The 20,546-nt window shown below is 46.4% G+C and carries 19 protein-coding genes; 17 read left to right on the forward strand and 2 right to left on the reverse strand.

Annotation, left to right across the window (positions count from 1 at the left end):
* The first annotated feature begins 66 nt into the window (after window positions 1–66).
* The 10 genes from NE638_RS07540 (at window position 67) to NE638_RS07585 (ending at window position 10,322) form a co-directional block, all read left to right on the forward strand.
* On the forward strand, window positions 67–330 hold the full coding sequence (locus tag NE638_RS07540; RefSeq protein WP_022426780.1) for a YabP/YqfC family sporulation protein: 264 nt from the start codon (window positions 67–69) through the stop codon (window positions 328–330).
* The gene (locus NE638_RS07545; RefSeq protein ID WP_173745977.1) at window positions 330–1,535 is read left to right on the forward strand and encodes a sporulation protein YqfD; all 1,206 of its coding nucleotides are present in this window, start codon (window positions 330–332) and stop codon (window positions 1,533–1,535) included. The genes NE638_RS07540 and NE638_RS07545 overlap by 1 nt, the downstream gene beginning before the upstream one ends.
* On the forward strand, window positions 1,528–2,553 hold the full coding sequence (locus NE638_RS07550; protein ID WP_022426778.1) for a PhoH family protein: 1,026 nt from the start codon (window positions 1,528–1,530) through the stop codon (window positions 2,551–2,553). Before NE638_RS07545 ends, NE638_RS07550 begins: the two co-directional genes overlap by 8 nt.
* Window positions 2,550–3,044, forward strand: coding sequence for an rRNA maturation RNase YbeY (gene ybeY, locus NE638_RS07555; RefSeq protein WP_118608831.1), 495 nt, complete (start codon window positions 2,550–2,552; stop codon window positions 3,042–3,044). Before NE638_RS07550 ends, ybeY begins: the two co-directional genes overlap by 4 nt.
* Window positions 3,045–3,120: 76 nt before the next feature.
* Window positions 3,121–4,170 carry a DUF3048 domain-containing protein gene (locus NE638_RS07560; RefSeq protein ID WP_022426777.1) on the forward strand — a complete coding sequence of 350 codons (1,050 nt, stop codon included), beginning with the start codon at window positions 3,121–3,123 and terminating at the stop codon, window positions 4,168–4,170.
* Between the two features lie 34 nt (window positions 4,171–4,204).
* Window positions 4,205–5,068, forward strand: a complete 864-nt coding sequence (gene proB, locus NE638_RS07565) for a glutamate 5-kinase (RefSeq protein WP_044960851.1) — start codon at window positions 4,205–4,207, stop codon at window positions 5,066–5,068.
* 16 nt (window positions 5,069–5,084) lie between these two features.
* Window positions 5,085–5,306: a DUF896 domain-containing protein gene (locus NE638_RS07570; RefSeq protein WP_044960849.1), complete on the forward strand. Its 222-nt coding sequence runs from the start codon at window positions 5,085–5,087 to the stop codon at window positions 5,304–5,306.
* Complete coding sequence (locus tag NE638_RS07575; protein ID WP_161208421.1) at window positions 5,284–5,844, forward strand: 5-formyltetrahydrofolate cyclo-ligase; 561 nt, start codon at window positions 5,284–5,286, stop codon at window positions 5,842–5,844. Before NE638_RS07570 ends, NE638_RS07575 begins: the two co-directional genes overlap by 23 nt.
* A 43-nt stretch (window positions 5,845–5,887) precedes the next feature.
* Complete coding sequence (locus tag NE638_RS07580) at window positions 5,888–7,138, forward strand: glutamate-5-semialdehyde dehydrogenase (RefSeq protein ID WP_118623909.1); 1,251 nt, start codon at window positions 5,888–5,890, stop codon at window positions 7,136–7,138.
* Between the two features lie 112 nt (window positions 7,139–7,250).
* Window positions 7,251–10,322 carry a hypothetical protein gene (locus NE638_RS07585; RefSeq protein WP_180212099.1) on the forward strand — a complete coding sequence of 1,024 codons (3,072 nt, stop codon included), beginning with the start codon at window positions 7,251–7,253 and terminating at the stop codon, window positions 10,320–10,322.
* A 90-nt stretch (window positions 10,323–10,412) separates the two neighbouring features.
* On the opposite strand, the gene NE638_RS07590 is transcribed toward NE638_RS07585, so the two are convergent.
* Together NE638_RS07590 and NE638_RS07595 are read right to left on the reverse strand one after the other, a co-directional pair.
* Window positions 10,413–11,144 carry an ABC transporter permease gene (locus NE638_RS07590; RefSeq protein WP_021650531.1) on the reverse strand — a complete coding sequence of 244 codons (732 nt, stop codon included), beginning with the start codon at window positions 11,142–11,144 and terminating at the stop codon, window positions 10,413–10,415.
* Window positions 11,145–11,198: 54 nt separating this feature from the next.
* Window positions 11,199–12,041, reverse strand: a complete 843-nt coding sequence (locus tag NE638_RS07595; protein WP_021650530.1) for an ABC transporter ATP-binding protein — start codon at window positions 12,039–12,041, stop codon at window positions 11,199–11,201.
* Between the two features lie 149 nt (window positions 12,042–12,190).
* Between NE638_RS07595 and NE638_RS07600 the strand changes: the two genes are divergently transcribed.
* The 7 genes from NE638_RS07600 to NE638_RS07630 all read left to right on the forward strand — a co-directional run bounded on the left by NE638_RS07600 (window position 12,191) and on the right by NE638_RS07630 (window position 20,389).
* Window positions 12,191–12,724, forward strand: a complete 534-nt coding sequence (locus NE638_RS07600) for a hypothetical protein (RefSeq protein ID WP_242981989.1) — start codon at window positions 12,191–12,193, stop codon at window positions 12,722–12,724.
* 77 nt (window positions 12,725–12,801) lie between these two features.
* Window positions 12,802–13,695: a M14 family zinc carboxypeptidase gene (locus NE638_RS07605; RefSeq protein ID WP_015524854.1), complete on the forward strand. Its 894-nt coding sequence runs from the start codon at window positions 12,802–12,804 to the stop codon at window positions 13,693–13,695.
* 482 nt (window positions 13,696–14,177) lie between these two features.
* Complete coding sequence (locus tag NE638_RS07610) at window positions 14,178–14,657, forward strand: signal peptidase I (protein WP_021650528.1); 480 nt, start codon at window positions 14,178–14,180, stop codon at window positions 14,655–14,657.
* A gap of 2 nt (window positions 14,658–14,659) precedes the next feature.
* Window positions 14,660–15,307 (forward strand): TasA family protein, encoded by a 648-nt coding sequence (locus tag NE638_RS07615; protein WP_015524856.1) that lies wholly within the window; start codon window positions 14,660–14,662, stop codon window positions 15,305–15,307.
* Window positions 15,304–15,888: a hypothetical protein gene (locus NE638_RS07620; RefSeq protein ID WP_129974893.1), complete on the forward strand. Its 585-nt coding sequence runs from the start codon at window positions 15,304–15,306 to the stop codon at window positions 15,886–15,888. Before NE638_RS07615 ends, NE638_RS07620 begins: the two co-directional genes overlap by 4 nt.
* Window positions 15,885–17,108: a hypothetical protein gene (locus NE638_RS07625; protein ID WP_129974895.1), complete on the forward strand. Its 1,224-nt coding sequence runs from the start codon at window positions 15,885–15,887 to the stop codon at window positions 17,106–17,108. The genes NE638_RS07620 and NE638_RS07625 overlap by 4 nt, the downstream gene beginning before the upstream one ends.
* The gene (locus tag NE638_RS07630; protein ID WP_173745978.1) at window positions 17,105–20,389 is read left to right on the forward strand and encodes a SpaA isopeptide-forming pilin-related protein; all 3,285 of its coding nucleotides are present in this window, start codon (window positions 17,105–17,107) and stop codon (window positions 20,387–20,389) included. Before NE638_RS07625 ends, NE638_RS07630 begins: the two co-directional genes overlap by 4 nt.
* Window positions 20,390–20,546: the final 157 nt, after the last annotated feature.

The raw sequence follows: 20,546 nt of genomic DNA on the forward strand, positions 1-20,546 counted from the left end.
AGCGAAAGATACATAAGAAGAAATCCTCCGGCATAGATTAATGATAAAAGCCGGAGGATTTTTTTAATGAGAAAAATGTCAGCTTTTCTGGAGCTTCCCGGGGAACCGGCATTTCGGGAGGTGCAGGTGATACTTACGGGAAAACGCCGGGCAGTGATCGAAAATTACCGGAATATCCAGAGCTATACAAGGGAAGAGATCCTGGTACTCACCTCCTCCGGCAGACTTGTGATCCGTGGGAAACACCTTGTGATACCCTGCTACACACCCCTTGAACTTTGTATCCGCGGGCAGATCGAAAGCATCACGCTGGAGGAGGGAAATAAGTAATGATTCCAGGTTTTGTGCGGGTTTCGGTTAAGGGGCAGCAGTGCCAGCGGTTTGTGAATCTGTGCAGAGGCAGGGAAATGGATCTGAAAAGGATCATCCGTACCGGCGAAACAGAGCTTCAGCTCACCATGAAGGTAGTGGATTTTCTGCAGATTTCGCCATTGCGGAGAAAAACAGGGGTACATATCCACATCCTGAAAAAAAGAGGACCTTTGTTTTTTCTGCTTTTCTGTAAAAGAAGAAAAATGATCCCCGCGGGGTTTCTGGCAGTTTTCTGCCTTCTTTTTTTTCTGTCAGGCAGAGTGTGGAACGTTGAGATCCGGGGAAATATTTTAAATCCCACACCCCAGCTGATGAGCTTTCTGAAAGAGCAGGGGGTCTGTTTCGGAGTATCCAGAAAGAAGATCAGCTGCAGTGCACTTGCAGCTTCCCTGCGAAGAGAATTTCCGGAGATCACCTGGGTGTCTGCCGGATTTTCGGGAACGGGCCTGCGTTTTGAGATCCGGGAGGGAACTGCCGGAGAAAAAGCAGAGCCGGAAGAAAAATCCTGCAGTCTGTTTTCAACCCTGGACGGTGTGATCGATTCCATGGTCACACGGCAGGGAACTCCTCTTGTCAGGGCCGGGGATGAAATAAAAAAAGGCCAGGAACTGGTTTCCGGGATCGTGGACATCACCGATGACAGCCAGGAGGTCATCCGCTATGCATATGTTCAGGCAGATGCGGATATTTACATCCGACATACCATTGCCTATTACGATACCTTTCCGTTGGACATGGAGAAAAAGGTGTGGTCCGATAAAAAGAAAACAAGGCTTTTTTTTCAGCTGGGAAACTGGTTTCTGGACTTTTCCTCTCCTCTGAAACAAAATGAGGAACGCCTCGTCAGCCGGGAACCTCTTTTCAGTATCGGGATTTTTCGTTCTCCTGTTACCCTGGGGATCGCTGCGATCGGAAAGTACGAAGTACAGAAAGAGCAGCTGACAGAGGATGCCGCAAAAAAACAGGCCATACAAAGGCTTTATGTCTATGAAGAAAAATTAATAGAAAAAGGGGTTCAAATATCTGAAAATAATGTTAAAATAGAAATAAATCACCAGGACTGCGTCAGCAGAGGCACTCTTACCGTCATTGAACGGACCGGAAGAGAAGCCCCCACAGAAAAAAAGACGCAGCCAAAAGAAAGGACACCAGAGGATGGCTAGCAGCATTATCGAATTATATGTGGATGTGCCGGCAGACCGCCAGGCGAATATTTTCGGACAGTTTGACGAGCATCTGAAGCTGATCGAACGTACTCTGAACGTAACCATGATCTTCCGTGACGGTTCTCTTAAGATCCTGGGAAGCCAGGAGGGAGCCACACAGGCCAGGGCGATCGTGGAGGAACTGAACACACTTGCGGGCAGAGGCAATACCATCACACAGCAGAATGTGAATTACGCACTTTCCCTTGCCATGGAGAAGATCGGCTCCGTGATGGAGGAGATCGACAAGGATTTTATCTGTAATACCATACAGGGCAGACCCATCAAGCCCAAGACTCTCGGACAGAAGGACTATGTGGAACAGATCCGTAAGAAGATGATCGTGTTCGGCGTGGGACCTGCCGGAACCGGCAAAACCTATCTTGCCATGGCTATGGCAGTAACTGCTTTTCGCAATGAGGAGGTTTCCAGGATCATTCTTACCAGACCGGCCATTGAGGCAGGCGAGAAGCTGGGATTCCTTCCTGGCGATCTCCAGAGCAAGGTCGATCCCTATCTGCGTCCTCTTTATGATGCATTGTATCAGATCATGGGCGCAGACAGCTTTGCCAAAAACATGGAGAAGGGGCTCATCGAGGTTGCCCCTCTTGCCTATATGAGAGGACGTACACTGGATAATGCCTTCATCATCCTGGATGAGGCGCAGAATACCACACCTGCCCAGATGAAGATGTTCCTGACCAGGATCGGCTTCGGTTCCAAGGTGATCATCACAGGAGATGCATCCCAGAAGGATCTTCCCAGGGATGCCACGTCTGGTCTGGATGTAGCGATGAAGGTGCTGAAGAAGATCGATGACATCGGATTCTGTCAGCTGACCAGCAAGGATGTTGTACGTCATCCACTTGTACAGCAGATCGTACAGGCCTATGACGATTATGAAAAAAAACAGAAGCCTGCCAAATCCAGGAAGGATGACAGGTATGCTGTAAAAAATAAGGAGTACAGAAGATGACCATAAATATCGAATATGAGACAGATCAGGAGCTGGGCATTGACTATGCTGCCCTTGCATCCCAGGTTGCGGACAAGGTTCTTGAAATGGAAAAATGTCCCTATGACGGACAGGTCAATCTTGTCCTGACAGACAACGAGGAGATCAAGAGGGTAAATACGGAATTCCGGAATATCCAGGCTCCTACGGATGTGCTGTCATTTCCTATGATCCCCTTTGAGACACCGGCGGATTATTCCGTTGTGGAAGAGGATGAGTCCTATTTTGATCTGGACAGTGATGAACTCCTTCTTGGAGATATCATGATCTCCGTGCCTAAGGTTTTTGCCCAGGCAGAGGAATACGGACATAGTGTGACAAGGGAATTCTGTTTCCTGGTGGCACACAGTATGCTGCATCTTCTGGGCTATGATCATATGACAGAGGATGAGGCAAAGGTCATGGAAGCCAAGCAGGCAGCGGCACTGAAGGCGCTGGGGATCAACCGCTAGCTCCGGAATGACTGCGGGCTGTCCCACGGAAAAGCTAAGCGGAAAACTCTTCCGCTTTAAGAAAAGGAGGTAATATATGAGAATGAAAAAGACAGGTATCCTGGCAGGTATCACAGCTGCATGCATCTGCATTGCCCAGACTGTTCCCGCTTTTGGAGCAGGGCAGGATCTGGTAGGCTTTGTCCCCAATGAGGAAAAGCAGGAAGAAACCCAGGTAAAGAGCTATCTTACCGGCGAAAATGTTCCGGAGAGCATTGGACGGAGAAGACCGGTTGCCGTGATGATGGGCAACAACAGTGTCGGAGCTCCCCAGAGTGGTATCGGACATGCCGGTGTTGTTTACGAAGCGCCGGTGGAAGGTAATATTACCCGTCTTATGGGTATTCTCGAAGATTACGATGAGTTGGAACGAATCGGTTCCGTTCGCAGCTGCCGTGACTATTATCTCTTTTATGCCAACGAATTTAATGCGATCTATGCCCACTACGGACAGGCTGCCTATGCACTGCCTTATCTGGAGCAGCATGTGATCGATAACCTCAACGGGATCCAGATCGGCAAGCTGGCTTTTTTCCGCACAACAGACAGGAAGGCACCTCACAATGCCTACACAGATGCCAGTCACCTTCAGGCAGGCATAGATGCCATGGGATACAGCCAGGAATATAAAGAAGAATATACCGGACATTATCTTTTTGCAGAAGATGGTACAGAGACTGTACCGGATGGGATCACAGCCAGCCTTGTGAAGCTGGATAATTTTACTGACAATCATCCGTGGTATGAATACGATGAAGAGACAAAGGAATATAAGAGATTCCAGTTTGGCAAGGAACATGTGGATCAGTTGGATAATGAACCGCTTACCTGCGACAATATCATCCTTCAGTATTCATCCTGCCCGGCCTACGATGGAAACGGCTATCTGAATATTGATGCCATTTCCGGCGGAGAGGGCAAGTTTATTACCAGAGGCAGAGCCATCGATATCCGCTGGGAGAAGGATTCTCCCTGGGGGATCACGCATTATTACGACGGAAATGAACAGGAGATCCGCCTGAATCCGGGTACTACCTGGGTGGAGATCGTACAGAATGACAGGATCGATTCCGTTACTTATCAGTAAGACTAATATACAGGTATCAGGAGAAACAAAAAACATGAACGCAAATTACAGGGAACGACTGAAAGACAAGAAACGCATCGTTATCAAGATCGGATCATCATCACTGATCCACGCAGAAACAGGAAGACTGGATTTCCGTAAGCTGGAGATCCTGGCCAGAGAACTCAGCGACCTTCATAACCAGGGGAAAGACGTAGTGCTGGTATCCTCCGGAGCCATTGCGGTAGGTGCAGCTGCACTGGGTATGAAGGGAAAGCCGGCAGAGCTTGAGAAAAAGCAGGCCTGTGCAGCTGTGGGACAGGCCAGGCTGATGACCATTTATCAGAAGCTTTTCGGGGAATACAATCAGATGGTGGCACAGATCCTGATGACCAAGAATACCATGGTCAACAATACCAACCGCAGGAATGCCCAGAATACTTTCCAGCAGCTTCTGGCAGAAAAGGTGATCCCCATTGTAAATGAGAACGACTCGGTATCCTCCTACGAATTCCAGAACCTGGTAAAATTCGGAGACAACGATACCCTTTCCTCTGTGGTTGCTGCACTGATCGATGCGGATCTTCTGATCCTCATGTCCGATATTGATGGTCTTTTTACAGACGATCCCAATTCCAATCCGGATGCACAGTTTATCGACATTGTAGAAAATATGGATGACAATATGCGTAAGCTTGGCAAATCCTCCACAGGAAGCAATGTGGGTACCGGCGGAATGGCGACCAAGCTTACCGCTGCGATCATCGCCACTGCGGCAGGGGCCGACATGGTCATTGCCAACGGAAACGACTTCCACAACATCCACAGGATCGTGGAAGGCAGGAGCTGTGGAACATTATTTGTAGGAAACAAGAAGGAAGAATTCTTCCTCATTGATTATATCGAAAAACTGCTTTAAGGAGAATAACATTATGATGGACAATATCAAGATCGACAGGATCAACGCACTGGCACATAAACAGAAAAGTGTAGGTCTTACCGAGGAAGAAAAGGTGGAACAGGCGAAGCTTCGGAGAGAATATCTGGATGCAGTGAAAGGAAATCTCCGTGCGCATCTGAATAATATCGATATCAAAGAAAAGGATGGCAGCATCACCAATCTTGGAGAAAAATATGGAAGAAAAAAAGGAAATTAGAAAAAAGATCTTCAAAGTCAGAAAAGAACATACCAATGCCTGGATCCGGGAAAACAGTCTCCGGATCACAGAGGCCCTGACACAGCTTCCGGAATACCGGAATGCAGAACGGATCATGGCATACGCAGATTATAACCATGAAGTGATCACACGCTACATCATCGAGCAGGCCTGGAAAGACGGCAAGGAAGTGGCAGTGCCAAAGGTTTTCGGAAAGGATATGGTATTTTACAGACTGACCGATTTCAGTCAGCTGGAATCCGGCTACTTCGGGATCCCTGAGCCAAAGGAAGACGGAGAAACGGTTTCCTGGGAAGAAGCCATGATGGTCATGCCAGGGGTGGCTTTTGACATAAATTGCAACCGGGTAGGCTATGGCGGCGGTTTTTATGACCGTTTTCTGGAAAAACATCCGGAGGTCTGCCGCGTTGCAGTAGGATTTTCCTTCCAGATCCTTCCGGAGGTTCCCACAGAGCCTACGGATATCCGTCCGCAGGTCATTGTGACGGAAGAGAATATATACCGCGATGCACAGTAAGATATTGCTGTAAAGACAGAAAGAAAGGCAGGAATATTTGGAAATGAATGAAATGCTTGAAAAACTGGGACAGAATGCGAAAGATGCGGAGACAGTCCTTCGAAATCTTTCCACAAATGACAAAAATAAAACCCTGGAAGCTGTGGCAAAGGCTCTTGTCGCTCATACCGATGAGATCCTGAAGGCCAATGCCCTGGATGTGGAAAACGGCAAAAAGAATCAGATGCCGGAAGGACTGATCGACCGTTTGATGCTGACACCGGAGCGGATCGAAGGAATGGCAGACGGACTTCGTCAGCTTACCGGTCTTGAAGATCCCATCGGGGAAGTTACCGGTATGAAAAAACGTCCCAACGGACTTCTGATCGGACAGAAACGTGTTCCCTTAGGTGTGATCGGCATCATTTACGAAGCGCGTCCCAATGTTACCTCAGATGCATTCGGTCTCTGCTTCAAAACCGGAAATGTCGTGATTCTGAAGGGTGGAAGCGACGCAATCCATTCCAATACTGCCATTGTCAACTGTATCCGTGAGGCATTGAAGGCCTGCGGCATTACCGAGGATGCTATCCAGCTGATCCAGGATACCTCCAGAGAAACGGCTGCGGAATTTATGAAGCTGAACCGGTATGTGGATGTATTGATCCCACGTGGCGGAAGAGGACTGATCAAAGCAGTGGTAAACCAGAGTACGATCCCTGTCATCGAGACCGGAACCGGAAACTGCCATATCTATGTGGACGAGACTGCAGATCTTCAGATGGCAGCGGATATTGTGATCAATGCAAAGACCCAGCGTGTGGGCGTATGCAATGCATGCGAGTCCCTTCTTGTAAACCGTAAGGTGAAGGACGATTTTCTGCCGGTACTGGCCGGACGCCTTAAGGAGAAGCATGTGGAGGTCCGTGCAGATGAAGCAGCAAAGGCTCTGATGCCGGGAGCAGTTCCTGCAACAGAAGAGGACTGGGGAACGGAATATCTTGACTATATCCTTTCTGTAAAGGTAGTGGATTCCGTGGAGGAAGCCATTGCACATATCAATAAATATAATACAAAGCATTCGGAGGCCATCATTACCAATGATTATACCCATGCCCAGAAATTTCTGGATGAGGTAGATGCAGCAGCAGTTTATGTGAACGCTTCTACCAGATTCACCGATGGAAACGAATTTGGATTCGGTGCGGAGATCGGGATCAGCACCCAGAAGCTCCATGCAAGAGGCCCAATGGGACTCCTTGCACTGACCACCACCAAGTATATCATTTATGGTAATGGACAGGTACGTCCGTAAGACAGATACAGTAAAGCGGATTCTTTGGTCCGCTTTACTTTTTTGAAGTGTTGTGCTATACTTCTTTGTAATTGGATTTAAAAAGACTAACTCATAACAGGAGGACTTATAAATGAAAAAAAAGCAGCTTTTTGCAGTCCTGCTTGCAGGTTCCATGACTGTTGGAATGGCACCTGCCGCAGCGTTTGCCGCTGAAGATACCGGAGCGGTAACAGAGGCAGAAGCAACGACTGCAGACGAGAATACAGAAACACCAGATGACGGAGCAGCTGTGGATGACCAGTCACAGAGTGAAGCCGACTCCCAGGCAGAGGCAGAAGCCCAGGCAGCGGCTCAGGCTCAGGCAGAGGCAGAAGCACAGGCAGCAGCCCAGGCCCAGGCGGAAGCAGAGGCCCAGGCAGCAGCCCAGGCTCAGGCGGAAGCAGAGGCCCAGGCAGCAGCTCAGGCTCAGGCGGAAGAGGCGCAGCAGGAGCAGCAAACTACTGCGGCAGATGCAACGGTTACTACTGCGGCAGAACTTCAGGCAGCGATTAATAATGCACCTGATTTTGCAGGATCTATTGATGATAGTGATCTATATACATCTGCTTATAAGATTCTGATCAGTGCATCGTTTAATCTCACAGATACTATTACCGTTCCTGCCAATAAAAATATTGCAATTTTTGGTGCAACAAATGCTACAACTGTAGTTGGACGTGGAAGTGTTGCAGGAGATATGTTCAAAGTAAGTGCAGGAAGTATTTTGTCCATGACACAGAATGAAGGTGACGGCTCCTCAGAAATCGGTAAACTTTCTGTTGAAGGTAAGAAAGACGATGAAACTGCAGCCGATGGATCGATTGTTTCCGTAGAAGCTGGCGCTAAATTTGTGATGACGACAGGTGTTACCCTTTCCAAGAATGTTTCTACTGCAGCAGGTGCGGCAGTTAAAAACAGCGGTAAACTTGTAATTACAGGTGGAGAGATCAAAGATAATGTATCTACAGGCGGAGCTGTTTACAGCACAGGTACAGTTTCACTTGAAAAAGGTGAGGGTGCGTCTGATGACGAACCAAAGATCATCGAGAACTATACAAGCGCAGAAAAGAGCGTAAAATCCAATATCGTATTAGGACAGCAGGATCAGAGTGCTGGAAGTATCATCATTGCTGGTGCATTTGAGAACCAGAATGTTGGATATTCCGTAGAGAATCCGGCAGTTGACTATACAGTTTTCCAGAAGCCTGAATCTTTAGCTGCGGATGCATTTGCAAAGGCAATTAAGGCGATGAGCTATGAAGGCGACCAGAGTTATGGAATAAATACAGCTACAGGTCTGCTTGTTTCCAACATTCCAACGATTAATATTGATAATCCTACAAGTAAAGAAGCAAATACTGTTTCTGTAACCTTCACATCTGATAAAGCAGGTACATATTACTATAAATATGTTGCAAAAGGTGCGGAAGCTCCGACCATCGAGACAGCTACAGAAGGTGGAACGGTTAAGGCAGGAGAAACTACTTCCCTGAAACTTACCAAGGTCACAGACAAGACTATTGACCTTTATGTATGGGTAAAAGAAAGTGAAAGTGGTAACGCCATTGTTGGTGAAGGTGTAAAGAAGGATATTGCAGTAACACAGGCACAGAATCCAGTTGATCCGAAACCGGCAGCACCAAAGGTTACAAAAATCAGCGCAGAAAGTAAAACAGCAACAACTGCAGAAGTAGTTCTTCAGTCTGATAAGAGTGGTACATGCTATTACAAATGGGTGGCAAAGGGAGCGGATAAACCTTCCATTACAACTAAAGACAGCAAGATTGCGGTCACCGCAAAAAAAGATTGTAAGATTGATCTGAAAAATCTGGAAGGTGATGCGATTGATCTCTATGTGCAGGTAGTAGCAAAAGATGGATCAAAGACAGCAGTGACCAAGATTGCAACTGTTACTTTGAAAGAAACAGCTAAAACACCTGCGAAGATTTCCAACGTAAGCTACAAATGGAAAGGTCATACATCTGCGACTGTAACTATGCGTTCTGATAAAGCAGGTGTGTACTATTATGAATGGGTAAAACGTGGTTCCAAAGCTCCGACAGTTGATAAAATGAGCAAAGGAACAAAGGTTTCCGCAAATAAGGATTTCACGATCAGTTTGAAAGATTTGGATGCAAACAATGCGATTGATGTTTATGTGAGTATCAAAGGAACTGACGGAACTGTAAGTACACCAAAGAAGATTACATTGGATGAAGCTAAGCGTCCGGCAAATGTCAGATGGGTTGGCTTTTCATGGATCAACCATACATCTGCGAATGTTACCCTTATTTCGAATAAGAGCGGTACCTGTTATTATAAATGGGTTTCTCGTAACAGTGATGGCACATCTGCCACTCCGAAAGATCTTACATCTACCGGAAAACAGATAACATTTACTGCTGATAAGAAATTTAATATCGGTCTTGAGGATTTAGATTCTGACAACCCAATTGATCTTTATATCCAGATCAAAGATAAAAATGGTGTTTTGACGAATCCATTGAAAATAGCATTTAAAGAAGATTCCAGACCGAAAGTTGCAGATCCAACTCCGACTGACACACCGGATGCATACATCCCAAATGTAAAAGAGAGCGTAGTACAGGGACTGGATGAGGCAATTCAGTTCTATCCGAATCAGTTCTATGAATTTACTGTGATCGGTGCAGGAACAACCAATCAGGATCCAAATGAGGGTGATGTGAAGTGGGTTCCGGTTTACTGGAGTACAGCTGCAAACCCAACCCAGAGCCAGATGCATACAGCATGGAAGATTGGTTCCGGCAAGGGAATCAACAAAGACGCTACATACAACCTGTACGTATTCTTCCAGAAATACATCTACACGGGTGGTCAGTGGCAGGAGACAGACACCATTGAATCCGCAGTATATCAGTTTAGATCTGCAAAACTGACACCTACCGGAACTCCGGGAGCAGACGGTACATATGGTACCGGCGGCCAGACAGGTTCTGATCCGGATGCAACCATAACAGGAGAGGCATCTGCAACATCCTCCAACGGAGGCAACGGAACCAGATCTAAGAATGCAGTATCAACAGCCGATAACTCACCGATCGGAACCATGTCCGCACTGGCAGTGGCATCCCTTCTTGCAGGTGGATATGTGATCGTGAGAAGAAGAAAAAAGGACATCTAAACGCACAATAGCCAAAATAGCATAACAAATAAAAAAATCACCGGTTTTCCGAAAGAACAGGAAAGCCGGTGATTTTTTGTAAAGATAAATTTACAGATTTTTCTTCTTATAGATAAACCAGGAAGCTGCAATGCTGAATGCAATTAGATAGACTGTCAGGATCAGGACACTGAGGTAATTGACTCCACCGCCGGAAGCAATGGTACGGATCAGATGACTGGTCTGTGACAGTGGAAGAGCAGCTACAAAATTCCCAAGAAAACCCGGGATCTTCTCTGTAGAGAAGAAGGTGTTGCACAAAAAAGCCATTGGCATAATGATATAGTTGGAAAAACGAGGTACATCCGCATGGTTTTTGGCAAGGAAAGAAACCACAACACCGATGGCTGAAAATACAGCACCGTTGAGGAACATCACCAGCAATGACCATCCGTTGAACACAAGACCGGTTCCGATCGGCATGGTCAGAAGAAGGATGATTCCTCCTGCATAAAGCCCGCGGAGACTGCCTCCGATGATCTGTCCGGCAATAAACTGCCACAGAGGTGTCGGAGATATCATAACCTGGTCAAAGGCTTTCTCGTAAAGACGCTGTACATTCAGATTCTGTGCGATAGCATTAAAGCTTCCGTTCATTGTAGTCAGTGAAACTACACCAGGGATCAGGAAATTCAGATAAGGCTCTCCGTGTGAGGAGGTCTGGATCCCCATTCCAAAAACGATCAGATACATCAGCGGTGCGATCATGGCCGCCAGCGTGATCTTATAGAAATCCCTTCGGAACTCCACCCATTTTTCCCATAAAATAGTAAGTATTCCCATGATAATTCATCGTCCATTCTGTTAAATTATAAAATAACTGTGGCTGACGCCGGCTTATCGCTGCATCAGATGCCTGCCTGCGCGCTCCACAAAAACATCCTCCAGAGTTGTCTCGCGAAGGGTGCACTGTCCGTCCAGAGAGGACAGAAAAGAGATGGCCTCTTCCCGACTGTGGAAGTAGTGGCTTTTTGCCCCTTCCGGTGTTTCCTGATCTACGGTGTATTTGCCCAGGCCGTCGATCAGGCCCGATGGAGTATTGATCTCCTCCAGCTTTCCGTGATCCATAAGTGCTACCCGGTTGCAGAGAGACTGTGCCTCTTCCATATAGTGGGTTGTCAGAAGAATGGTCAGATTTTTTCCGTTCAGCTGACGGAGAAGATTCCACATCTGTCGTCTGGATAGCGCGTCCATGCCTGCAGTGGGCTCGTCCAGAAGAAGGATCTCCGGACTTGTGAGAAGTGCCCGGCATACCATAAGCTTTCGTTTCATACCACCGGAAAGCTTCCTTACAGTCCGCTTGCGGAAGGGAAGAAGTCCGCAGAAATCCAGAAGCTCTTCAGTTTTCCGTTTAATCTCTTTTCGTGGCATGAAATAAAGACGGCCCTGATATTCCATGATCTCGTCCATGTTCATATCCTGGCGCATGGAATATTCCTGCGTGATCACGCTGATCTTGCGCTTCAGATCCGGTCGGTTGCGTCCAAGTGTCTGCCCATCAATGAGGATTTCGCCCTCTGTGGGCAGGAGCAGAGTGGAAAGCAGACTGATCGTGGTGGTCTTTCCGGCACCGTTGGGTCCCAGCAGACCGAAAAATTCGCCGGTTTCTATGCGAAGATCCAGAGAATCCACAGCAGTAAAACTGTCGAATTTTTTTGTGAGATTTTTTGTTTCGATCATCTCTGTTCATTTCCTTTCGTTTGTATGCAAATTTCACTCTATTATACTGGAAAAGAAGAGACATTTCAACAATTCTGAGATGTTCTTTACAGAAAAGGAGCGTTGTGCTATAGTGATACGAAGGAAAAATAAAAAACGGAGAGAAAACCATGAAACACAGGATGAGAACAATAATGCTGCTTCTTCTGACTATGCTGTTGCTATGCCCGATACAGGTTCTGGCTGCAGGTGGAGAGAACGCAGTGAAGACAGATCTGGAGGACGGAGAATATTCCATACAGGTGGAGCTGGAAGGCGGAAGCGGAAAAGCCAGCGTTTCTTCCCCCACATTGATGCTGGTAAAAGAGGGGAAGATGTATGCACGGCTCCAGTGGAGCAGCTCCAACTATGATTATATGATCGTAGATGGGGAAAAATATCTCAATGAGAGCGAGGAAGGCAGAAATTCTGTTTTTACTGTCCCGGTAACTGTCCTGGATGATAAGATGGAAGTGATTGCAGATACACTGGCCATGGGTGCTCCTCATGAGATCGATTATACACTGACCTTTTATGAGGCTTCCATTGGCTCCAAGGGCCAGCTTCCTCAGGAAGCAGCGAAAAGAGTGGTTGCAGTTGCGCTGGTGATCATCATCGGCGGCGGTATCCTGAATTATTTTGTAAACAAAAGGAATCGGTGTTAAACCGGTTCTTTTTTTATGCCCTTTCGCATAATATACATAATAATGAACATGTATAAAGATGGAAGGAAGGGAACATCATGGATACAGTACAGGATAAAACCTACGAAGCAATTTATTATTCACTGTGGGAGGCAGCCAGGCGTTACAGCAGCTTTACACAGTTTCGGGTAATCGGAAAAAGCCACGATGACCGGATGATCCCTATGCTGGAGATCGGACAGGGAGATGCCTGTATTTTCTGTGTGGCCGGTTTTTCCGGAACGGATGGACAGATGACGGACAGGCTTACCAGGATGGCACTGGAGCTTTGCAGAATATATGAATGCAACTGGACCGTGGACGAGCTTTATGAGGTAAAAAAGCTCCTGGATCAGACCAGGCTTTGTATCATACCGGTGGTCAATCCGGATGGATATGAGATCTGCCGGAAGGGCTACAATACTGTGCGAAATCCCATTTTCCGTCAGATGCTGAAAATGCAGGATGTTCCCTGCGATGAATTCGAGGGAAATGCAAGAGGAATGGATACTGCAAGGAATTTTCCTACTACCTTCTGCAGCAGAAAAAAGATCCATCAGCAGCCTGCCAGTGAAAATGAGACACGTGCACTGATCCGGATCTTTCAGGAATACGGAGGACGTGGCCTGCTGGTTTTCTGCGGATATGGAAAAAAGGTGGTTTATTATCGGCGGGATCAGAATTTTTCCACTGGTCAGAGATGCTACCGTCTTGCACGTCACTTAAAAAAATGTACCAGGGGAAAGCTGGAGCAGCTTGCAATAGAACGAGAAGCGCAGAACGGGCGAAGGAGCACAGGCAGGCCGGAACAGTATTACGGAGAAATGATCCGCCAGCCGGCTTTCCGGATCGAATTGCCGGTAAATTCCGGAAATAAAGAAGAGGAAGAACGGGAAATCCGTGATCTGATGCTGCTTCCATTGGAATATATTTACTCTCTGGTACAGCTGTAAAAAAATCTGGCGTTGCACGGATGCAGGGTCTGTCAGCTTATGAAAAATAGGGTGACAGACATACCCGCTGAGAAACCAGTGTCGAATCCTGTCGGACGAATTTGATTGACTTCCGGATCTGTGGACCCTATAATAATATCATCTGAAACAAATCTTTTTTAACAAATGTCGCAGGAATCTTTCACCTCTGTAAGTAATGAGAGGAACTGCACATCTGAGCATATCTGCTCGAATAATTTCCATTCAGTATTTTTGCTGTATTATTATTTTGATCATGCTTGTCCTCACTTCAAAATCTGTGAGTTTAAGTGATGGGAGCATGTTGCGAATTGCCATATTAACTGCTATACAGGGAGGACTTTTTTATGGCTCAATTTATGTGGGGCAGGTCTCCGCCGGAATTTTCCTGATATCCGAACACTGTTTCTTTCCCTGCAGAGGGAAGTGATCATCAAATATCGTATGTAGAACAGAATACAGGAATGAAAATATTTTTTCGATGTATCGGCAACACAGTTCTGGGACTGATGCTGGTGATGGCATTGGTGCTTCTTATTCCCGGACTTTTCGGGATCCGGCCCTATGTGGTCTATTCCGGATCCATGGAACCTGAGATCCCAACCGGAGCTGTGGTTTTTACAAAGGAAGGAGAGTTTTCTCCGAAAAAGGGAGATATCATTACTTTTCATAACGGAGATACCGTTGTCACCCACAGAGTGGTTAAAAAAGAAAAGGATATCTTTATCACAAAAGGTGACGCCAACAAGACAGAAGATCCTGTTCCCGCAGAGGCGTCACAGATCATCGGGCGGGTAGTCTTTCACCTGCCTTATCTGGGCTACGTGATCCATTTTCTGAAAGCCCGGATCCCTTTTGCCGCAGTTTGCATAGCGGCATGTCTGTCAGTACTCTTTGATCTGGCATATACCCCAAAAAAGAAAAAAATACAGGGAGGAATTTAATCATGATGAAAAACAGAAAACTGGTAAAAGGAATTGCACTTGCTGCTGTGATCACTGCACTGGCAGCCGGAGGAACAGCTGCATATCTTACGGATTTTGAAACGGCAACCAACAGCTTTACCGTAGGAAAAGTGGATATCGACCTGGATGAGCCTAACTGGAAACCGGAGGACAATACAGATCTGGTTCCTACTCAGGTGATCCGGAAGGATCCCTATGTAGCAAATAAAGGAGTAAATGAAGCATTTGTCTATCTGGAAGTTTCTGTTCCGGTTCGAAATGTGATCACGGTAGCCAAGGATGGCACCAGAAATGCACTTGCAAAAACAGAGCTGTTCAGCTTCACCAAAAACAAGGACTGGACACAGCTGGAGCGGACCGAAGTGGGGCAGAATATGGTTTACACCTATGCATATAACCACATCCTGAAGCCGGGAACAAAGACAACAACTCTTTTTGATACAGTAACCTTTGCCAATATCATCGAAGGTCAGCTAGATACACAGCAGATCGATATGCCGGTACGGGCTTATGCGATCCAGGCTACCAATACCGGGGATGACAAGACTACGGTTCTGGAGCAGGCAACTGCTGCTTACCAGAAATATGTAAATCAGAATAAAGGACAGGCCGGTGGTGTCACGAAATGAATAAATTAAAAAGACCCTTTTTCCTTCTCCTGATAACAGGGCTCCTGTGCGCAACAGGGACTGCGGCGTATTTTTCAGACTTCGAAAAAAAGATAAATTCTGCTGCAGTAGGGTATGTGACAACGGAGATCGAGGAAGATTTTCCGGATCCTACACCTACGCCTATGGAGAATGGTCCATCCTACAGAAAAGAGATCCGGATCGGAAATTTTTCCGGCAGTGTGAAAGGGTTCCAGGCAGACTGCTATGTGAGGATGTCCCTTTCCTACTCCAATGACGATATCGGCAGAGGCGTGAAATTAACAGGTCTGGATACGGCAAACTGGGTGTATAACAGTCAGGACGGCTATTATTACTACCGGAAAAAAATATCCGAGGGTGAAAAAACAGCTCCTCTGTGTACCGGATTTCAGATCGATCCCCAAAAGATCGATGATACTTACAGGGACAGCATTAAGGATTTTGAGATCAATGTTTATGAGGAAGCTGTACAGGCAGAAGGATTTTCAGATTATGAAAGTGCGTGGAGGTATTTTTCAGATCCGGTTTCTGCTCAGGCAGAAAGGAGGGGGAATGCTTGAAAAAACACCTTAAAGCCCTGCTGGCAGGTGCTGCTGTGGCAGGCAGTATCCTGGCGTGCACGGCTGCTTATGCCAGATTTTCAGATTCCGTGACAGTGACCAATCACATATCAGTGGGAGATATCAATATTTCTCTTCAAGAACTGGAAAAAAAGGACGGCCGAGAAATGAAATATCAAGATCGCCGGATCGTTCTTCCGGGAGATGAAATATCCAAGATCCCAAGGATCACCAATCGCTCAGAGCCCTGCTGGGTAAGGGTGAAGATCTCTTATACAGATGATCTGGAAGGTTTGGATGGTCTGGATGACAGGAATCTTACAGGAATGTCACCGAGATGGATCCGGAAGGGAGAGTATTTTTATTATACCAGGAAGCTGGAACAGGGAGATAGCGTGGATATTTTTACCGGTGTGACTGTACCATCTCAATGGGATGAATCCTACCAGGATAAGAAGCTGGGGATCACCATCGTGGCGGATGCTGTCCAGGCGGCAAATTTTGCACCGGATTTCCGTGCCATGTCACCCTGGGGAAATCAGAAGATCTTAAGATGTATCCACGATACCGATGGTCTTGTGGTTCAGAAAAAAAGTCCGGTGGATCTGAAGGTGGAGTTTGAAGGAAATGCGCACAAACTGATCGCGGCTCCGGAAGACTTTTTTTCCGGATTTTCCACGGCAATGCCGGGAGATGTTTTTCATGATTCTGTAGAGATCCGTAACACAACGGAGCATGCTGCAGAGATATTCTTCCGCACATCACCGGAATGTAAATCGGTAAAGGATCAGGAATTTCTGAAAAATCTGAAGCTGGTGATCACCATGAATGATAAAAGGCTGTATTCCGGGGATCTTCTGGCTGCGTCTCTCAATAAAGCCGTGTCCCTGGGGGAATTTTCCAGCGGAGAAAAAGGAAACATGAGATTTGAGGTTACGGTTCCGGCAGAGCTGGATAATCTATATGCTTTGCGGGCAGCAGATGTGAAATGGATCTTTTCTGTGGAGGAGGATCAGGAGACGGTGGATACTAGCCCTGTTCCACGCCGGAATGGCAGGAAAGAAAGCACAGAAAGAGCTTCCGGAAATAACAGTTCTTCGGTAAGGACAACACCAGTGAAGACAGGAGATGAATCTCCTGTGATCCTGTTTGCACTGATGGCTGGTATGGCGCTGCTTACCTGCAGTCTGACGCTATGGAAAGGAGGACGAAAAAATTGAAAAGAAGAATGATCGGTGCATGGCTGGCATTGATGATCACAGCTTCTTCTCTTGTGGTTTCGGCCAGTCCTGCAGCAGATATGAGTTCGGTATCAGCAGATCCGCAGCAGGAACAGACAGAACCGGAGGAAGAAGAGGAGGCCCCGGATATTCCGGTAACAGATCAGCCTGGGGAGGCTGAGATGCCGGTTCCGACAGCCTTGCCTGAACCGGAAACGGTGGAGGAAGCTTTTGAAGAAAGTAAAGATAATACTGAAAATACGGATAGTGATGAGCTGATCGAACCGGAAGAAGAACCAGAAGCTGCTTCAAAAGAAGGAGAAAATATAGCTCTGACAGAGATACCGGAGCAGACAGAGGATCCGGGATTTACTGTATTCACGGAAGAAAACGCGGAAATCCTTACAGGAGAAAGTGAAGAGGATCAGGAACTGATCCAGGATATCGAAAACGGAGAGATCATTGCTCTTTCTGCAGCACTTCCCGGGGAGTTCCGGGAAACTGGCAGTGCGGAAGTAATCTCAGAAGGAGAGGATGCTATCGCAGCTACAGCACTTTCCCCGTCCCAGTATTATCTGGACAGCTGGACCAGGGTTTACTGCGATGAGATCTGGACAGCTGCCAATGATTTTCTTGGTTCCGGAAATAAAACCCGTATGGGATGTACGTATCGTTCTGTACATTATATTGATGATACAGGAGAGGAAAAGGTTTCGCCTCTCTATTGCCTGAAAGCAACTCAGGATGGACTGGACAGTATGACGCTGAAGAATGAGGCAGTAAAAGCACTGACTAATTCTGTGATTCAGAAGCTTTTGTACTTTGGTTACGGAGGACCGGGGGATCTGGGAACCGGATACGACCCCTCCTGCAGTCACATAGACTGGTCAAAATGGCAGAACCGTTATGTATTTACGCATATTGCGCTGTCAAAGGTATATTTTAATGACTGTGGATATGCCACAGCAGCAGAAGTAGAACATACAGGGATAAACCGCCTGATCGATAAGATCCAGACATTGACGATCCCTGCAAGAAACAAAGCTGCCGTTTATGTTTCCGAAGACGGTTCCTGGGCAGCAGCATCCGGAAAGACGATCCCGTTAAGTGTATTTCGAAGCAGACCTGCAGGTTTTCCCTTTGTTCCGGATAGTATGAAGGACGGATTTCAGATGAGTACTCTTATGAAAGTAACAGATGGAGCAAAAGCAGGGAACGGGATCACCATAACAAGAGGAGCCGCAGAAAAATGGCAGCTGGCCTACTGGACGAGCGCAGCGGATTATAATTCACAGAAAACCAATCCCAAAATGATGTCGGGGACAAGCCTGAGCCTTAAGGATGGGGCATATTTTTTTCTGATCTTTCCGTTAAATGCATCTGCGACAAAGAAGTTTTCCTGTAAAATGCTGCTTCAGCCGGTTTCCTATATCCTGGTTGACGGAAGTGCCCAGGCAGGAAAAGATGGAGTACAGGATTTTGGTGCTTACGTATACCAGGGAACAAGAGGAAGCCTTTCGTTTTCAGTAAAGCCTTCGGTTTACGGCAATGCAAAGCTGGTCAAGAAGGAACCCAACACGGGAAAACTGATCCAGGGAGCGCAGTACGGACTGTTTGCAGCAGAAGCTCTGACCTCCGGATACCGGACTATGTACAGTAAGGATCAGAAGGTTTCAACCGGAACAACAAACGCCAGTGGAGAGATCCTTTTTTCAAAACTGGTTCCGGGAAAATACTATGTGAAAGAAACGAAAGCCGCTGCAGGCTATAAACTGAACACCGCTATCAAAAATGTTACAGTAACCGGCGGAAAGACGACAACCGTCAGCGTAACGGATATCATGGATATCAGCGGAACAGTATCCATCAGAAAGAAAGACGGAAATACCGGCGATCCACTGGCAGGAGCTGAATTCACCCTGTATCAGTGGAGTAAAAAAAGCAAAGCCTACGTAACCTTAAAAAAACTGACTTATGATGGACAGAAGCGTACCTATAACTCCGGGAAATTTAATTATACCGAAGACAATCAGGGAAAATTCCGTGTGCGTGAGACAAAATCTCCTCCCAATTACACCGGAAACTGGCAGAAGAATTTTACGCTGGATAAGCCGGGAGAAAAGCAGGAATTTCTGTTTGAAGCAGTGAACTACCAGACTGAAAAACGAAGGATTGAAGTTCGTAAGATCGATGCGAAAACCGGTGAGATCCTGAAAGGTGCGGAATTTACACTTTATGAATACAGTGCAGCCAAAAAAGCCTATAAAGAAAAAGGAACTCTTCTGGATTATGACATCTCCAGTGAACTTTATGTAAGTGGTGAACTTTTGAAGACTTCGGATAATGAGGGAAAATATAAGATCGCGGAAACAAAGACTCCGCCCGGATATACAGGAAGCTGGGAAGAAGAGGTGAATATCACAGACAAGGATGCACGCCTTTCCTTTGAAGTTGTCAATGAAAAGGAAAAGGAATATAAAGGGGTGATCCGTCTGAGAAAAACAGATATCTATACCGGGGAAGTTCTGGAAGATGCGGAATTTACCGTGCTTCAGTGGAATAGAGGGAAGCAGACTTACCAGAATAACCTGGGCGGGCAGAGCATCCTGAAGTTTGACATAGAAAACGGATGGTACTCTACGGAAGAGCTGGTGCTCACAGATGACAATCAGGGAAGGTTCAAAGTAGTGGAAACAAAAAATCCGGAAAACTATACTGGCAAATACGAAAAGGAGGTAATCTTCCAGAAAAAAGAAAATACAGATACGGATACTGTGGATCTGAAAGCAGAGAATACTCCGGTAACACTTCCGCTTGGAAATATCACCATCATAAAAAAGATCAAAGAGGAGGATATTACCTGGGCTCATGGAAATCCAACCTTTTCCTTTGTGGCAGAAGGTACGGATCTATCCGGAAATCCTCACAGATATGAGGATTATGTGACCTTTACCAGAGGAAGCTATGAAACCGATAAAAATGGCTATGCAACATTATCGGTCACTCTCAGGAATATCCCGCTGGGGCAGTATACGGTCTGGGAAAAACCGGTACTACGCTACTATCTGAAAGATGTACGGGCAAATACAGAGAATGTCCGCATCATAAAAGGCGCTGCACCTGCATATGGTACAGATCCCCGGAAGATTGCTTCCGGTACGGCTGCTCTGACAATGCAAAACAAAAATGCATCGCTGACTTTTGTAAATGAGAAATCCAGATATGATCGATATTCCCATAATGACAGCATAAAAAATACCATACCCGTATCATTTTCCTGAAAAAAAGACAGGAGGGCAGGAGTAATCCTGCCCTCCGCAGCGTATTTTATATAGTAAAAAACAAACTGTAAAAAGAAATAAAAAAACTACATATATATCCAAAGATATGGTATACTTTTTTACAAATACTGTGAACTCAAGAACTCTCTGGGAGGTC

The sequence above is a fragment of the Blautia sp. MSK.18.38 genome, assembly GCF_024460535.1.
In the GTDB taxonomy this organism is placed as follows: domain Bacteria; phylum Bacillota; class Clostridia; order Lachnospirales; family Lachnospiraceae; genus Blautia_A; species Blautia_A fusiformis.

Excerpts from the sequence above, each read along its gene's own strand:
- NE638_RS07540 (WP_022426780.1), top strand. The coding sequence starts at position 67 with ATGAGAAAAATGTCAGCTTTTCTGGAGCTTCCCGGGGAACCGGCATTT.
- NE638_RS07545 (WP_173745977.1), top strand. The coding sequence starts at position 330 with ATGATTCCAGGTTTTGTGCGGGTTTCGGTTAAGGGGCAGCAGTGCCAG.
- NE638_RS07550 (WP_022426778.1), top strand. The coding sequence starts at position 1,528 with ATGGCTAGCAGCATTATCGAATTATATGTGGATGTGCCGGCAGACCGC.
- ybeY (WP_118608831.1), top strand. The coding sequence starts at position 2,550 with ATGACCATAAATATCGAATATGAGACAGATCAGGAGCTGGGCATTGAC.
- NE638_RS07560 (WP_022426777.1), top strand. The coding sequence starts at position 3,121 with ATGAGAATGAAAAAGACAGGTATCCTGGCAGGTATCACAGCTGCATGC.
- proB (WP_044960851.1), top strand. The coding sequence starts at position 4,205 with ATGAACGCAAATTACAGGGAACGACTGAAAGACAAGAAACGCATCGTT.
- NE638_RS07570 (WP_044960849.1), top strand. The coding sequence starts at position 5,085 with ATGGACAATATCAAGATCGACAGGATCAACGCACTGGCACATAAACAG.
- NE638_RS07575 (WP_161208421.1), top strand. The coding sequence starts at position 5,284 with ATGGAAGAAAAAAAGGAAATTAGAAAAAAGATCTTCAAAGTCAGAAAA.
- NE638_RS07580 (WP_118623909.1), top strand. The coding sequence starts at position 5,888 with ATGAATGAAATGCTTGAAAAACTGGGACAGAATGCGAAAGATGCGGAG.
- NE638_RS07585 (WP_180212099.1), top strand. The coding sequence starts at position 7,251 with ATGAAAAAAAAGCAGCTTTTTGCAGTCCTGCTTGCAGGTTCCATGACT.
- NE638_RS07590 (WP_021650531.1), bottom strand. The coding sequence starts at position 11,144 with ATGGGAATACTTACTATTTTATGGGAAAAATGGGTGGAGTTCCGAAGG.
- NE638_RS07595 (WP_021650530.1), bottom strand. The coding sequence starts at position 12,041 with ATGATCGAAACAAAAAATCTCACAAAAAAATTCGACAGTTTTACTGCT.
- NE638_RS07600 (WP_242981989.1), top strand. The coding sequence starts at position 12,191 with ATGAAACACAGGATGAGAACAATAATGCTGCTTCTTCTGACTATGCTG.
- NE638_RS07605 (WP_015524854.1), top strand. The coding sequence starts at position 12,802 with ATGGATACAGTACAGGATAAAACCTACGAAGCAATTTATTATTCACTG.
- NE638_RS07610 (WP_021650528.1), top strand. The coding sequence starts at position 14,178 with ATGAAAATATTTTTTCGATGTATCGGCAACACAGTTCTGGGACTGATG.
- NE638_RS07615 (WP_015524856.1), top strand. The coding sequence starts at position 14,660 with ATGATGAAAAACAGAAAACTGGTAAAAGGAATTGCACTTGCTGCTGTG.
- NE638_RS07620 (WP_129974893.1), top strand. The coding sequence starts at position 15,304 with ATGAATAAATTAAAAAGACCCTTTTTCCTTCTCCTGATAACAGGGCTC.